Source organism: Mesorhizobium sp. M8A.F.Ca.ET.021.01.1.1 (assembly GCF_003998025.1).
Lineage (GTDB): Bacteria > Pseudomonadota > Alphaproteobacteria > Rhizobiales > Rhizobiaceae > Mesorhizobium.
Genome location: NZ_RZSJ01000120.1, coordinates 1 through 12,526, shown reverse-complemented (window position 1 = coordinate 12,526; position 12,526 = coordinate 1). Strand labels below are relative to the sequence as shown.

General features: G+C 63.7%; 14 protein-coding genes. 9 read left to right on the top strand and 5 right to left on the bottom strand.

The features are described from left to right. Window positions 1-689 (bottom strand): nucleoside hydrolase (locus EOA36_RS12415; RefSeq protein WP_145969156.1); only part of this gene is annotated, 689 nt, incomplete at its 3' end. A gap of 103 nt (window positions 690-792) precedes the next feature. On the opposite strand from EOA36_RS12415, the gene EOA36_RS12410 reads away from it, so the two are divergent. The 4 genes from EOA36_RS12410 to EOA36_RS12395 all read left to right on the top strand — a co-directional run bounded on the left by EOA36_RS12410 (window position 793) and on the right by EOA36_RS12395 (window position 4,562). After that, window positions 793-1,806: a 2OG-Fe(II) oxygenase family protein gene (locus tag EOA36_RS12410; RefSeq protein ID WP_127277883.1), complete on the top strand. Its 1,014-nt coding sequence runs from the start codon at window positions 793-795 to the stop codon at window positions 1,804-1,806. Window positions 1,807-1,902: 96 nt separating this feature from the next. Continuing rightward, window positions 1,903-2,760: an ABC transporter substrate-binding protein gene (locus EOA36_RS12405; RefSeq protein WP_127277882.1), complete on the top strand. Its 858-nt coding sequence runs from the start codon at window positions 1,903-1,905 to the stop codon at window positions 2,758-2,760. Between the two features lie 57 nt (window positions 2,761-2,817). After that, window positions 2,818-3,759 (top strand): amino acid ABC transporter permease, encoded by a 942-nt coding sequence (locus EOA36_RS12400; RefSeq protein ID WP_127277881.1) that lies wholly within the window; start codon window positions 2,818-2,820, stop codon window positions 3,757-3,759. Then, window positions 3,756-4,562, top strand: coding sequence for an amino acid ABC transporter ATP-binding protein (locus tag EOA36_RS12395; protein ID WP_127277880.1), 807 nt, complete (start codon window positions 3,756-3,758; stop codon window positions 4,560-4,562). The genes EOA36_RS12400 and EOA36_RS12395 overlap by 4 nt, the downstream gene beginning before the upstream one ends. An 18-nt stretch (window positions 4,563-4,580) precedes the next feature. On the opposite strand, the gene EOA36_RS12390 is transcribed toward EOA36_RS12395, so the two are convergent. Continuing rightward, window positions 4,581-5,489 (bottom strand): hydrogen peroxide-inducible genes activator, encoded by a 909-nt coding sequence (locus tag EOA36_RS12390; RefSeq protein ID WP_127277879.1) that lies wholly within the window; start codon window positions 5,487-5,489, stop codon window positions 4,581-4,583. 179 nt (window positions 5,490-5,668) lie between these two features. On the opposite strand from EOA36_RS12390, the gene katG reads away from it, so the two are divergent. Next, entirely contained in the window at window positions 5,669-7,870 is a 2,202-nt protein-coding gene (katG, locus tag EOA36_RS12385; RefSeq protein WP_127277878.1) for a catalase/peroxidase HPI, read from the top strand. A gap of 69 nt (window positions 7,871-7,939) precedes the next feature. Here the strand turns inward: katG and EOA36_RS12380 are convergent, their stop codons facing one another. After that, the gene (locus EOA36_RS12380) at window positions 7,940-8,617 is read right to left on the bottom strand and encodes an MIP family channel protein (RefSeq protein ID WP_127277877.1); all 678 of its coding nucleotides are present in this window, start codon (window positions 8,615-8,617) and stop codon (window positions 7,940-7,942) included. A 323-nt stretch (window positions 8,618-8,940) separates the two neighbouring features. Between EOA36_RS12380 and EOA36_RS12375 the strand changes: the two genes are divergently transcribed. Beyond that, on the top strand, window positions 8,941-10,230 hold the full coding sequence (locus EOA36_RS12375; RefSeq protein ID WP_127277876.1) for an RsmB/NOP family class I SAM-dependent RNA methyltransferase: 1,290 nt from the start codon (window positions 8,941-8,943) through the stop codon (window positions 10,228-10,230). A 39-nt stretch (window positions 10,231-10,269) separates the two neighbouring features. After that, entirely contained in the window at window positions 10,270-10,755 is a 486-nt protein-coding gene (locus EOA36_RS12370; protein WP_127277884.1) for a TspO/MBR family protein, read from the top strand. Here EOA36_RS12370 and EOA36_RS12365 read toward each other — a convergent pair. Both EOA36_RS12365 and EOA36_RS37240 read right to left on the bottom strand, forming a co-directional pair. Continuing rightward, window positions 10,752-11,042, bottom strand: coding sequence for a GFA family protein (locus EOA36_RS12365; protein WP_245464331.1), 291 nt, complete (start codon window positions 11,040-11,042; stop codon window positions 10,752-10,754). The genes EOA36_RS12370 and EOA36_RS12365 overlap by 4 nt on opposite strands. Beyond that, the gene (locus tag EOA36_RS37240) at window positions 11,039-11,299 is read right to left on the bottom strand and encodes a hypothetical protein (protein ID WP_167531250.1); all 261 of its coding nucleotides are present in this window, start codon (window positions 11,297-11,299) and stop codon (window positions 11,039-11,041) included. Before EOA36_RS37240 ends, EOA36_RS12365 begins: the two co-directional genes overlap by 4 nt. Before the next feature lie 135 nt (window positions 11,300-11,434). On the opposite strand from EOA36_RS37240, the gene EOA36_RS12360 reads away from it, so the two are divergent. Both EOA36_RS12360 and EOA36_RS12355 read left to right on the top strand, forming a co-directional pair. Beyond that, window positions 11,435-11,893, top strand: a complete 459-nt coding sequence (locus EOA36_RS12360) for a PaaI family thioesterase (protein ID WP_023686843.1) — start codon at window positions 11,435-11,437, stop codon at window positions 11,891-11,893. A gap of 99 nt (window positions 11,894-11,992) precedes the next feature. Beyond that, a partial coding sequence (locus EOA36_RS12355) for a 5'-methylthioadenosine/S-adenosylhomocysteine nucleosidase (RefSeq protein WP_127277874.1) occupies window positions 11,993-12,526 on the top strand: 534 nt, incomplete at its 3' end.

The window sequence follows — 12,526 nt, the reverse complement described above, 5'->3', positions numbered from 1 at the left end:
GCCTGCGACCGCCAGTAGGGCACCCACAAATGCGAGACGCCGGCGGGGCTGCCGGTGGCGCGCAGGCGGTCCAGCCATTCGGGCGTCATCAGTGCGGTGTAGGTGCAGTCGATACCCGCCATGGTCACCGGCACGCCGCTGTCGAACACCTTGTGCGCGGCGTGCGGGTCGACGAAGATGTTGAACTCGGCGGCCGGCGTGGCGTTGCCGCCCTGGAAGAAGCCGCCGCCCATCAGCACCACTTCGCGCAGGCGAGGCACGATCCTCGGCTCCATGGTCATGGCCATGGCCAGATTGGTCATCGGCCCGAGCGTGCAGACGGTCAATTCGCCTTCAGGCGCGTCCATGATCGCGCGCACCAGGTAGTTGACCGCGTGTTCGTCCTGTAGCGGCGTCACCGGTTCGGCAAGGTCGGCGCCGTCGAGGCCGGTTTCGCCATGGACGTATTCGGCGGTGATCAGCGTGCGCACCATCGGCGCCGGGCAGCCGGCATAAACAGGCACATCCGGCCGCCCTGCAAGCTCCACGACCTTGAGCGCATTCTTCGAGGTCAGTGCAAGCGGCACGTTACCGCCGACCGTAGTGATGCCGACCACGTCGAGTTCATCGGGCGACCCCAGTGCGAAGAGGATGGCGAAGGCGTCATCCTGGCCGGGATCGGTGTCGATGATGATCTTGCGTGGTGCCATGATGCCGCGTCCTTCGTTTTGCGATCGAAAGCCTATTGATGAGGCCGTTCGGATGTGTAGAAATACAGTACTGTATCTTATGTTCAAGACAGGGTGTTCGAAAATGGATGGACAAGAGCGCGGCGATTTTTCCGAAATTCCGATCCTCGACGTCTCGGCGCTCTATGGCGACGACGAAGCGGCGATCCGGGCGACGGCAGCGACACTGCGCCGCTATCTCGAGACGATCGGCTTCCTCTATGTCACCGGCCACCCCATTCCGCGCGCCGATGTCGAAGCGGTCCGCGAGGCCTCCAAGCGTTTCTTCGCCTTGCCCGAGGAGGAGAAGGCCAAGCTGAAGATCGACAAGAATTTCCGCGGCTTCCTGCCCTTTGCCGGCTCGACCATCGTGACCTCGTCCGTGGCGGCGGTCAGCAAGCCGAACCAGAGCGAATCGATCTTCTTCATGCACGAGGTCGGCGCCGACGATCCCCGGGCTTTGGCCGGCAAGCCGCTGCAAGGCCCCAACCAGTGGCCTGACGAGGCCGCTCTTGCCGGCTTCAGGGAGACCATCGAGCGCTATGTCAAGGAGATGGGCACGCTCGCCCGCAAGATGGTGCGTGCCATCGCGCTCTCGCTCGGGCTGCCCTCCGACAGCCTCGACCGCTATTTCGAGCAGCCGACGACCTTCCTGCGGCTGCTGCACTATCCGACGCAGCCCCAGGAAGAGGGCCTGTTCGGCTCGGCCCCCCACACCGACTATGGCTTCATCACCCTGTTGGCGCAGGACAATGTCGGCGGCCTCGAGGTCAAGAACAAGGCCGGTAACTGGGTTCCAGCACCTCCGGTTCCGGATTCCTTCGTCATGAATGTCGGCGACATCCTGGCGCGCTGGTCCAACGACCAGTTCGTCTCGACGCCGCACCGCGTCATCAACCGCTCCGGACGCGAGCGCTATTCGCAGCCCTTCTTCTTCGATCCGTCCATGGATGAAACGATCGCCGCACTTCCGGTCTGCGTGCCGGCCGGCACACGGCCGAAATACGAGCCGGTGCTCTATGGCGATTACCTGATGGAGCGCATCGACAAGAATTATCACTACCGCAAGAAGAAGGCGGCCGAAGCCGCTGCTTCGTAAGGAATGCCGAGCCCGCGCCGGCCACCGGCTCGGGCTCTGCCACAAAGATCGTAAACAGGACAAGAATCGTAAACAGGACAAGAAAGGGGAACAGCAATGAACAGATATCTGCGAATGACCAGTCTCGCGCTGGCGGTCTCCGCCACCGTCTGGGGCGGGGTTTCCAAAGCCGCCGATGTGCCGAAATCGGCTGAGGTGAAGCAGAGCGGAACGCTCGCCGTCGCCAACACGCTGGACTTCGCGCCGTTCGAATATCTCGACGCCGACGGCAAGCAGACCGGCATCATCATCGAACTCGCCGGCGAGGTGGCCAAGCTCGTCGACGCCAGGCTCGATATCCAGCGCACGCCGTTCCCGTCGATGATCCCGGGCCTCGCGGCCGGCCGCTTCAAGATCGCCTGGGAGACCTTTTCGGCCACGCCGGAGCGCCTGAAGCAGGTCGATTTCGTCATGTTCCTGAAAGCGGGCCTCGCCGTATCGACGTCACCCGACAAGAAGGCGAGCTTCAGCGGCGACACGCCGCTCTGTGGCAAGCGCATAGGCGTCTCGGCCGGCAGTGCTTCGGATTTCCTGGTCGACAAGCTCGGCAAGGAATGCACCGACAAGGGCCAGAAGGCGATCGAAAAGTCGGTGTTCAATTCCTCTACCGATATCGTCCAGGCCGTGCTTTCGGACCGCGTCGACGGGCGTATGGACGATGCCACGGCATCGAGCTATTTCGAGGTGACGAGCAAAGGGCAACTGGTGGTCCTGCCGACGCTTTATGAAGTCGCGCCACTCGGCATGGCGATCGCCAAGGACGACAAGGAGACCGCCGGCATGATGGTGGCGGCACTTGCCGAGCTGTTCAAGAACGGCACGTACAAGGCTATCCTGGAGAAGTACGGCATGGGTGCCTACGCGATCAAGGAACCGTATTTCGTTGGCTCCATGGACGCGCTTCGCGCCGAATAGAGACTATCCGGCGCCTGATGCTTCATCGGGCGCCGGCCCGCAACCTGGAGGCATCTGATGGGCGTGGCCCACCCGACCGAGATCGACATCGAGCCGGGCGCCGCCGCGGCGGTGTCACGACTGATCGTCGTGCCGCAGCGCCGCTATGGCATCTGGATCGGCACGGCGTTCGCCCTGCTGCTGGCCTTCCTGATCATTCGCGCTTTCGCCAGCAACCCGGCCTTTGCCTGGGGCACGGCAGCCGGCTACCTGTTCCATCCCTCGATCATGCGCGGCCTCGGCAACACGCTGATGCTTACCGTCATCATCATGGTGCTGGCGATCGTGGTCGGCACCGTCATCGCCATCATGCGGGTGTCGCCGAGCCCGGTGCTGCGCGCCTTTTCCGGCGTCTATGTCTGGTTCTTCCGCGGCGTGCCCGCGCTGATCCAGCTGATCTTCTGGTTCAACCTGTCGCTGCTGGTGCGCGAGATCTCGCTGACGCTGCCGTTCCTGGGCACGCTGTTTTCCGTGCGCACCAATGATTTCATGACCCCGTTCTTCTCTGCCGTCGTCGCGCTTTCGCTGTGCGAGGCCGGCTACATGGCCGAGATCATCCGCGCCGGCATCAAGTCGGTGCCGTCCGGCCAGTCGGAAGCGGCGAGCGCGCTCGGCATGCCTTATCGCATGATCCTGAAGCGCATCACCTTGCCGCAAGCCATGCGCTTCGTGCTGCCGCCGACCGGCAATGAGGCGATCAACCTCCTGAAGATGACCTCGCTGGTAACGTTCATCGCCGTCGATGACCTGTTCTACACCGCGCAGAGCATCTACGCGCGCACCTTCGAGACGATCCCGCTGCTGATCGTGGTCGCCTTCTGGTATCTCGCCGTGGTCAGCATCATGTCGGTCGGGCAGCATTTCCTGGAGCGCCATTTCGGCCGCAGCGATATCCGCCGCGACCCCCTGACGATGCGCGCCTTGCGCAACGCCATCAGCCTGCGCGGCCTTGCCCGATGAGCGATGTGAAATCCGAAAATCGTGCCCGCTTCGGCGTGCCGGCCGATTCCATGGTGTTCGCGCGCGGCGTGCGCAAAACCTATGGCCAGCTTGAAGTTCTCAAAGGCGTCGACCTCGATGTGCCGGAGGGATCGGTCGCCTGCATCATTGGTCCGTCGGGATCCGGCAAGAGCACGTTCCTGCGCTGCATCAACCATTTGGAAAAGCTCAGCGGCGGCATCCTGCTCGTCGACAGCCAGTTCGTCGGCTACGACCTCCAGGGCGACAAGCTCTATGAGGTGAAGGACGATCTTCTGTGCCGGCGCCGCGCCGAGATCGGCATGCTGTTCCAGTCGTTCAACCTGTTCTCGCACATGACCGTGATGGAGAACCTGATCGAGGCGCCGACGCAGGTGCGGCGAATCCCGCTGGACCAGGCGAAGGCCGAGGCGGAGGTGCTGCTGCGGCGTGTCGGCCTCGCCGACAAGATCGACCGCTATCCGCGCGAACTGTCCGGCGGTCAGCAGCAGCGTGTCGCGATCGCGCGCGCCATGGCGATGAAGCCCAAGGTGCTGCTCTTCGACGAGCCGACCTCGGCGCTCGATCCGGAACTGGTCGGCGAAGTTCTGCAGGTCATGCGCGACCTTGCCGAGAGCGGCATGACGATGGTCGTCGTCACCCATGAGATCGGCTTCGCCCGTGAGATCGGCGACCAGCTCGTTTTCATGGACGGCGGCGTGATCGTCGAACGCGGCGCGCCGCGCGAGATGATCGCCAACCCGACATCGCCGCGCACCCGCGAGTTCCTGTCCAGGGTTCTGTAGCGCCGGTTAGACCGGCTCTCAGCCAGCCAGCACCGCCGCGCCGAGGCCCCGGATGATCTTCGCCAGCTCGACGCATTCGCCATGCCGCGCATTGTTGCGCCGCCAGGCAAGGCAGATCATGCGCTGCGGCATCGGCTCCTGGAACGGCACGATCTTGAGGTCGGGGATAGTGCCGGCGGGGCCGACCGCCATTTCGGGGATGAGTGTGACGCCGAGCCCATGCGCCACCATCTGCAGGAGCGTCGTCAGGCTGGTGGCGCCGTAGCTTGCCATCGCCACCGGCCGCACATTGCCGCAGACGGCCAGCGCCTGTTCGCGCAGGCAATGGCCTTCTTCCAGCAGCATCAGTCTCTCCAGCGCCGGGCTCTCGGGTGGAACCGGCGGCGATGCAAAGGCCGGATCGCCTGATGGCACGGCCAGGAAGAACCGGTCGGGAAACAGCGCCTCGGTGATCAGCCCGGGATGGTCGAGCGGAAGTGCGGCGATGAAGGCATCGAGTTTTCGCGATGCGGTGTCCTCGACCAGGGAGGTGGTGACCGCCTCGCGCAATTCGAGCAGCAAGGCCGGGAAATGTTTCTTCAGTTCGGGCAGGGCGCGCGGCAGAAGATAGGGCGCGACGGTCGGGATGATGCCCAGCCGGAAGCGTCCCTCCATCGCCGTGCGGCCGCGCCGGGCCGTCGTTTCCACGTCACGTATGTCAGCCAGAATGCGCTCGATGCGCGGCAACAGAGTGATCGCTTCGTCCGTCATGCGCACCGACCTGCCCCCGCGTTCGAACAGCCGGCAGTTCAGCCGTTGCTCCATTTCGGCGATCTGGGAAGACAGCGCCGGCTGGCTGACGCCGGCAAGTTTCGCCGCGCGCCCGAAATGCAGCGTTTGCGCCAGCGCGTCGAAATAGTGCATCTGGCGAACTGTCAATCCGATCATGCAGTCAAGCCTGTCATAAGAAAATCCTATCGAAATAAACAGGAAAGGCAATTTGTTTTTATCGCCAGTGTGGCCTAGTCTGGAACCGTTCCAGATTGGCGCGGGCCGCCGGCCGCCCCCAAAATCTCGGCAAAAATCAACCTCGGCAAAATCAAACCTCGGCAAAATTGGAGTGAGAGATGGACGCGAAAACCGACGATAACAGCGCGGGCAAATGCCCCGTGGCGCATGGATCCGCCGGCCGGACCAACCGTGACTGGTGGCCGAACCAGCTTGACCTCGGCGTTCTCCACCAGCAGTCGAACCTGTCCGACCCGATGGGCGAGGACTTCGACTATGCCAAGGAATTCGCAAGCCTCGATCTCGATGCGGTCATCAAGGATCTGCACCATGTGATGGCGGACTCGCAGGATTGGTGGCCGGCTGACTTTGGCCATTACGGGCCGCTGTTCGTCCGCATGGCCTGGCACAGCGCCGGAACCTACCGCATTGGCGACGGCCGCGGCGGCGCCGGAGCGGGCCAGCAGCGTTTCGCGCCGCTCAACAGCTGGCCGGATAATGCCAATCTCGACAAGGCGCGCCGCCTGCTCTGGCCGGTCAAGCAGAAATATGGCCGCAAGATTTCCTGGGCCGACCTGTTGATCCTCACCGGCAACGTCGCCCTGGAATCGATGGGCTTCAAGACCTTCGGCTTCGCCGGCGGCCGCGCCGATGTCTGGGAGCCAGAGCAGGACGTGGACTGGGGTTCCGAAACCAAGTGGCTCGGCGACGAGCGCTATTCGGGCGACCGTGAGCTTCGCGGCCATCTCGGCGCCGTGCAGATGGGCCTGATCTACGTCAATCCGGAAGGCCCGAACGGCAAGCCCGATCCGCTTGCCTCGGCCCGCGACATCCGGGAAACCTTCGCGCGCATGGCCATGAACGACGAGGAAACCGTGGCGCTGATCGCCGGCGGTCACACTTTCGGCAAGACCCATGGCGCCGGCGACGCCTCACTGGTCGGTGCCGAACCCGAAGGCGCCGGCATCGAGGCGCAGGGTCTCGGCTGGTCGAGCAAGCATGCCTCAGGCATTGCCGGCGACGCCATTACCTCGGGCCTCGAAGTCACCTGGACGACGACGCCGACCAAGTGGAGCAACAACTTCTTCGACAATTTGTTCAACTATGAATGGGAACTGACCAAGAGTCCGGCCGGCGCCCATCAGTGGACGCCGAAGGCTGGCGCCGGTGCCGGCACGGTGCCGGATGCGCACAATCCCTCGAAGCGTCACGCGCCGGCCATGCTGACCACCGACCTCGCGCTGCGGGCGGACCCGGCCTACGAGAAGATCTCGCGTCGTTTCCACGAACATCCGGACCAGTTCGCCGATGCCTTCGCCCGCGCCTGGTTCAAGCTGACCCACCGCGACATGGGTCCGGTCGTGCGCTATCTCGGCCCGTTGGTGCCGAAGGAAGAGCTGATCTGGCAGGACCCGATCCCCGCGATCGATCATGAACTGGTCAGCGACCAGGACATCGCATCGCTGAAGGCCAAGATCCTGGCCTCCGGCCTGTCGGTTTCCGAACTGGTCTCGACAGCCTGGGCCTCGGCTTCGACCTTCCGCAACTCCGACAAGCGCGGCGGCGCCAACGGCGCCCGCATCCGGTTGGCACCGCAGAAGGACTGGGCCGTCAATGAGCCGGCCCAATTGTCGAAGGTGCTGGCCAAGCTCGAAGCCATCCAGAAGGAGTTCAATACCGGTGGCAAGAAGGTCTCGCTGGCCGACCTGATCGTGCTCGGTGGCGTTGCCGCGGTCGAGAAGGCGGCGAAGGATGGCGGCAACGATCTGAAGGTGCCGTTCACGCCAGGCCGCATGGATGCCTCGCAGGAGCAGACGGACGTCCACTCCTTTGCCCCGCTCGAGCCGAAAGTCGACGGCTTCCGCAACTATGTCAGGGGCAAGCAGCCCATGTCGGTCGAAGCCATGCTGGTCGACCGGGCGCAGTTGCTGGGCCTGACGGCGCCGGAGCTGACGGTGCTTGTCGGCGGTCTGAGGGTGCTTGGTGCCAACACCGGGCAGTCAAAGCACGGCGTGTTCACCGACAGGCCGGGTACGCTGACCAACGACTTCTTCGTCAACCTGCTCAGCATGAGCACGGTGTGGGATCCGGCTGCCGGCTCCGAGCCGGGCTCGGAAGAGGTCTACGAGGCGCGCGACCGCAAGACCAAGGCGGTCAGGTGGACCGGCACCCGTGCCGATCTGATCTTCGGCTCGCATGCGCAGTTGCGTGCATTGGCCGAAGTCTATGGATCCGGGGACGCCGGGCAGAAATTCGCCCGGGATTTCGTTGCGGCATGGACCAAGGTGATGAACGCCGATCGCTTTGATATCGCCGCCTGATCCGAACTTAAGAATGTACGAAAAAGGCGCGGGCCATGGCCCGCGCCTTTTGCATTCGGGCTCCGGAAATCAATCCTTCTCGAAGACACGCGCCTTGGCGACGACGCCGGCAATGGCGCCACCGATCAACGGCGCGACGATGAACAGCCAGAGCTGGCTGAGCGCGGCACCGCCGGTAAACAGCGCCGGGCCGATCGAGCGCGCCGGATTGACCGAGGTGCCGGTGACCGGGATCATGGCGAAGTGAATGCCCGCCAGCGTCAGGCCGATGACCAGACCGGCAAAAGCCGTCGAGTGCTTTTCAGCGGTAACGCCGAGGATCACCGTGACGAAGGTGAAGGTGCCGATCAGCTCCCACAGGAACGCCGAGCTCATGCCCCATTTCGTCTCGTCCCAGCCATTGGCGCCGAAGCCGCCGGTGTGGCCGCCGGCCTGGCCGGAAACGATGATCCACAATGCCAGAGAGGCGATGATGGCCCCGATGATCTGCGCGATCCAATAAGGGATGACGTCCTTGGCGGGCAGCCGGCCGGCAAGGAAGACGCCGAGCGTCACCGCCGGGTTGAGATGCGCGCCCGAAATCGGGCCGATCGCATAGGCCGCTGCGATGAGGCCGATGCCGAATGCCAGGCCGATGCCCTCCTGACCAAGCGGCAGCGCGCCGCCGAAGCCGCCCGTCACCACGGACGCCGTACCGATGAACACCAACAGAAATGTGCCTAGAACTTCCGCCAGATAAGTCTTCATTGCCCTCTCCTCGTGACGATCCGCCGGTCCACGGTTTCCGCGCCGCGAATCATGGCGGCAAGAGTATTCCCAACCGAAAAACTTGGAAAGCAGAGCGGTTGCTCCACAAGCCGTGCTTGCAGTCGCCAGTTACGAACATTAGAGACCTTTCATCTATTGATCGATCTGCTTTCGCGAACCGGGGAGATTTATTGGTCGGCTAGATCCGCTGGGCCTGGTCGGCGGTGTCTCGACGGTGCGCGATGGAGCGGGGTTCAATCCGGACGTGAAAGGCTCTAAGAGCAGGCCCTGGGATTCATGTGCTCGATTTGATGGAATGACGAATGCGACTGGGCGGACGGCTGGCTGCGGCCATCGAAGTGCTGGAGGACATTGGTCGGCGTCACCGGCCTGTGGCCGATGCGCTGAAGGATTGGGGCCTGTCGCATCGCTTCGCCGGCGGTGGTGATCGCGCCGCGATCGGCAACATCGTCTACGACGCGCTGCGCCACAAACGCTCCGCCGGCTGGTTGCTGGGCGAAGACACGCCGCGTGCCATCGGCTTCGGGGCGCTGCTGCTCGAATGGAGTCAGACGGGGCAGTCGCTCAACGCTGCGCTCGAAGGTGACAAGTTCGCGCCGCCGCTGCTGAGCGCCACGGAACTCCAGGCAATCGCAGACCGCCGGCTTGCAGATGCGCCGCCCGCGGTTCGCGCCGACATACCCGATTGGTGCGAACCGCTATTCGAACGGGCCTTTGGCGGGACATGGGTCGAGGAGGGCGCAGCACTTGCCACGCGTCCGCCGCTCGACATCCGGGTCAACACCCTGCAGGCCGATCGCGCCAAGGTCTTGGCCGAACTGAAGCAGACCGGTGCCAGCGCCGCACGGATCGCACCCTACGGCATCCGCATCCCGCCGATCGACGGTGACGGCCGACACCCGAACGTGCAGGCCGAGCCGGCCTTCCAGAAAGGCTGGTTCGAGGTCCAGGACGAGGGGTCGCAGATTGCGGCAGCGCTTGCCGGCGCGACGGCTGGCATGCAGGTGCTCGACTTTTGCGCCGGCGCCGGCGGCAAGACGCTGGCGCTGTCGGCTGCGATGGGCAATCACGGTCAGATCTTCGCTCACGATGCCGAAAAGGCGCGGCTGGCGCCGATCTTCGACCGTATCCGCCGCTCGGAAAACCGCAATGTGCAGGTCGCCACCAAGCCGGCCGAGCTTGCCCCGCTCGCCAATCATATGGACATCGTGCTGGTGGACGCGCCCTGCACCGGCAGCGGCACCTGGCGGCGGCGTCCCGACGCCAAATGGCGGCTGACGCAGAGACAACTCGACGCCCGCAAGGGCGAGCAGTCGACGATCCTCGATGCCGCCAGAACCTATGTCAAACCCGGCGGCCTGCTGGTCTACATCACCTGTTCCGTGTTCGACGAGGAAAATGGCGAACAGGTCGCCGCGTTTCGCGAGCGGCACGGCGGCTTTGCCTCGGTCGATCATCGCCAGCTTTGGGACAGCCACTTTCCAGGCCATGCCGCCGCGATGCGGATCGGTGCCCTGGGTGGCATTTCGCTCTCGCCGGCGCTGAGCGGCACTGACGGATTTTACTTCTGCGCCATGCGCCGGGCGAACTGACGCTGCCGTTGACAGGTGCCGGCCGCGCCCCACTTGCAGATGCGCGGCGTCGGGCCGCCATGGGGTAAGGTCTTGCAAAGATATCCGTCGCTTCTGCTTTTTCTCGTTCTGGTGCTGGGCGGCGGCCTGCTGATCGGCTACGCCAATTTGCCGGGTGCCTGGTATGCATCGCTGGCCAAGCCTTCCTTCAATCCGCCCAACTGGGCCTTCGCGCCGGCCTGGACGCTGCTCTATGTGCTGATCGCCGTGGCCGGCTGGCGGACATGGCGGCGAGAGCCGGCGGGCACTGCGATGAAGATCTGGGGCGCCCAGCTCGTGCTGAATTTCCTATGGTCGCCAACCTTCTTCGGCGCGAAAATGATGGAACTGGCTCTGGTCGTCATCGTGTTTCTTCTCGCGAGCATCGTGCTGTTCATTGTGAGTGTCTCGACCCGCGATCGGCTTTCCGGCTGGCTGTTCGCGCCGTATGCGGCATGGGTGGCGTTCGCCACTCTGCTCAACGCTTCGCTTCTCTGGTTGAACTAGTTTTTCGTATAGTCAGGCCCAAACCGTGTCGGCAGGCCGTCGGCGAGTTTCAACCAAGGGAGCTTCTCCTCAAAAGCGACATGCAGCGTCGGTGCGAATTTTTCCGGCTCCTCCATCGCTGCCGAGAAAAAATGCATGACATTGGACATCTTCTTCGAGCGGAAGGACAGCGGCGTACCACAGTGATCGCAAAATGTTCTTTCCACACCGGGAGAAGAGTTGAACACCTTTGGCGGCTTGCTTAGCCATCGCCATTGGCCTTCCAGGACGCCAATGTAGGCGGTCATCGGCGCGGAACATTGCCGCCGACAACTTTCACAATGACAGACCACGCATGCTTGTGCCGGGCCGTCGACTTCAAAAGCAATAGCGCCACATAAGCAGTGACCACGCATGCAAATTCTCCTTGAGCCAACTGACCTGACCAATAATTTGTACCGGGCGTGGTGAGAGGGTCGACATGAGATGCGCCGAACTGGCGCTCAATTGCGACATTCGCGTGAGCGATTGTGCTCGCGTGCGCGAGCATGGCCTTGGCGGCCATCAGATTGTCGCTTCGCTTTCATGAGTCCGCAGCCCAGGACGCCTCGATGTCGTTTTGTTGCAGTGCAGCAAAAGCATTTGCCTGCCGCTTATGCCTCTGCGATAAGCTTTCCCGGCAAACGTGAAGGCAATGGCGATGGCAGCGAAGATCGTACCGGCTCCGGACTATGAGGATCGCGTCAGGGCGTCCTTCGCGCGCCAGCAGGCGATGGCGACGATCGGCGCCGAACTGACATTGGTGACGCCCGGCATCATCGAGATCGAGATGCCCTATTCGGCGGCGCTGACCCAGCAGCATGGCTTCCTGCATGCGGGGGTCATCTCGACGGCGCTGGACTCGGCTTGCGGCTATGCGGCGTTCTCGCTGATGCCGGAAAATTCCGGCGTGCTGACCATCGAGTTCAAGGTCAACCTTTTGGCGCCGGGCCGGGGCGAGCGCTTTCTGTTCCGCGGGTCGGTGACCAAACCCGGCCGCACCATCATCGTTGCCGACGGCCAGGCCTATGCCTTCGCCGCCGACGGTGAGGCCAAGCTGATCGCCACCATGACCGGGACGATGATGACGGTGGTCGGTCGCGACGGCATAGCAGGGTGAGGAGCGGTCCGCGCAGCGGACAAAAAGCCCCCAAATGGGCTTTTCGAGCGGCGAACGCCCGGAGCCATAGCGAAGGGCCGGGACAGGGAGAAGCAGATCATGACCGGCAACGTCGTGCGAATTGGTGGCAAGGATGTCCTCTTCGTCATGGCGGCGAAGGCCGAATACGGCCCGCATTTGCAGCGGCTGTTCACCCCGCTGATGACGGGTGTCGGGCCGGTCGAAGCCGGCGTACGGCTGGGTGCCGAGCTTTCCTGGTTGAAATCCGCAAAAGCATTGCCGGACCTTGTCGTATCGCTCGGCTCGGCCGGCAGCCGGACCCTGGAACAGACGGAAATCTACCAGGCGGTCTCGGCCGCCTATCGCGACATCGATGCCTCGCCGCTGGGCTTCGAGAAGGGCGCCACGCCGTTTCTCGACCTGCCGGTGACCGTACCGCTGCCGCTGCGTATTCCCGAAATCAAGCAGGCGACACTGTCGACCGGCGGCGCCATCATTACCGGCGCGGCGTACGAAGCGATCGCCGCCGACATGGTCGACATGGAAACCTTCGCCTGCTTGCGTGCCTGCCAGCTGTTCGACATCCCGCTCATCGGGCTGCGCGGCATTTCCGACGGTGCGGCTGATCTGAGG

What these genes read in the sequence shown, in the direction of transcription:
- katG (WP_127277878.1), top strand. Translation starts at nt 5,669, where the DNA reads ATGGACGCGAAAACCGACGATAACAGCGCGGGCAAATGCCCCGTGGCG.
- EOA36_RS12400 (WP_127277881.1), top strand. Translation starts at nt 2,818, where the DNA reads ATGGGCGTGGCCCACCCGACCGAGATCGACATCGAGCCGGGCGCCGCC.
- EOA36_RS12370 (WP_127277884.1), top strand. Translation starts at nt 10,270, where the DNA reads ATGCGCGGCGTCGGGCCGCCATGGGGTAAGGTCTTGCAAAGATATCCG.
- EOA36_RS12380 (WP_127277877.1), bottom strand. Translation starts at nt 8,617, where the DNA reads ATGAAGACTTATCTGGCGGAAGTTCTAGGCACATTTCTGTTGGTGTTC.
- EOA36_RS12405 (WP_127277882.1), top strand. Translation starts at nt 1,903, where the DNA reads ATGAACAGATATCTGCGAATGACCAGTCTCGCGCTGGCGGTCTCCGCC.
- EOA36_RS12360 (WP_023686843.1), top strand. Translation starts at nt 11,435, where the DNA reads ATGGCAGCGAAGATCGTACCGGCTCCGGACTATGAGGATCGCGTCAGG.
- EOA36_RS12375 (WP_127277876.1), top strand. Translation starts at nt 8,941, where the DNA reads ATGCGACTGGGCGGACGGCTGGCTGCGGCCATCGAAGTGCTGGAGGAC.
- EOA36_RS12395 (WP_127277880.1), top strand. Translation starts at nt 3,756, where the DNA reads ATGAGCGATGTGAAATCCGAAAATCGTGCCCGCTTCGGCGTGCCGGCC.
- EOA36_RS12390 (WP_127277879.1), bottom strand. Translation starts at nt 5,489, where the DNA reads ATGATCGGATTGACAGTTCGCCAGATGCACTATTTCGACGCGCTGGCG.
- EOA36_RS37240 (WP_167531250.1), bottom strand. Translation starts at nt 11,299, where the DNA reads ATGGCCGCCAAGGCCATGCTCGCGCACGCGAGCACAATCGCTCACGCG.
- EOA36_RS12365 (WP_245464331.1), bottom strand. Translation starts at nt 11,042, where the DNA reads ATGACCGCCTACATTGGCGTCCTGGAAGGCCAATGGCGATGGCTAAGC.
- EOA36_RS12410 (WP_127277883.1), top strand. Translation starts at nt 793, where the DNA reads ATGGATGGACAAGAGCGCGGCGATTTTTCCGAAATTCCGATCCTCGAC.